The sequence below is a fragment of the Desertibacillus haloalkaliphilus genome, assembly GCF_019039105.1.
In the GTDB taxonomy this organism is placed as follows: Bacteria; Bacillota; Bacilli; order Bacillales; family KJ1-10-99; genus Desertibacillus; species Desertibacillus haloalkaliphilus.
The window spans coordinates 1-369 of the sequence record NZ_JAHPIV010000380.1 but is presented as its reverse complement, the minus strand read 5'-3'; the positions used below and the strand labels follow the sequence as shown (position 1 = coordinate 369).

1 pseudogene is annotated in these 369 nt (G+C 39.0%); it reads left to right on the top strand.

Annotated elements, in window-relative coordinates:
• Window positions 1-369: pseudogene (locus KH400_RS22425) on the top strand (DNA topoisomerase IV subunit B); the annotation flags it as partial.

Genomic DNA, 369 nt, shown 5'->3' with positions numbered 1-369 from the left:
GAATAGTCTCTTTAAGGAAACGGACCCTAACTTAACTGGTGATGATGTTCGTGAAGGGCTAACAGCGATCATTTCTGTTAAAATCCCAGATCCTCAATTTGAAGGACAGACGAAAACGAAATTAGGAAATAGTGAAGCAAGAACGATTACAGATTCATTGTTTAGCGAACATTTCTCACGTTTTCTTATTGAACATCCACAAGTAGCTAGAAAAATTGTAGAGAAGGGCTTAATGGCATCTAGAGCTAGAGAAGCTGCAAAGAAAGCGCGGGAACTGACAAGACGAAAGAGTGCTCTTGAAGTTAGTTCTCTACCTGGGAAACTTGCAGATTGTTCTTCAAAAGATGCCTCAATTAGTGAGATTTATAT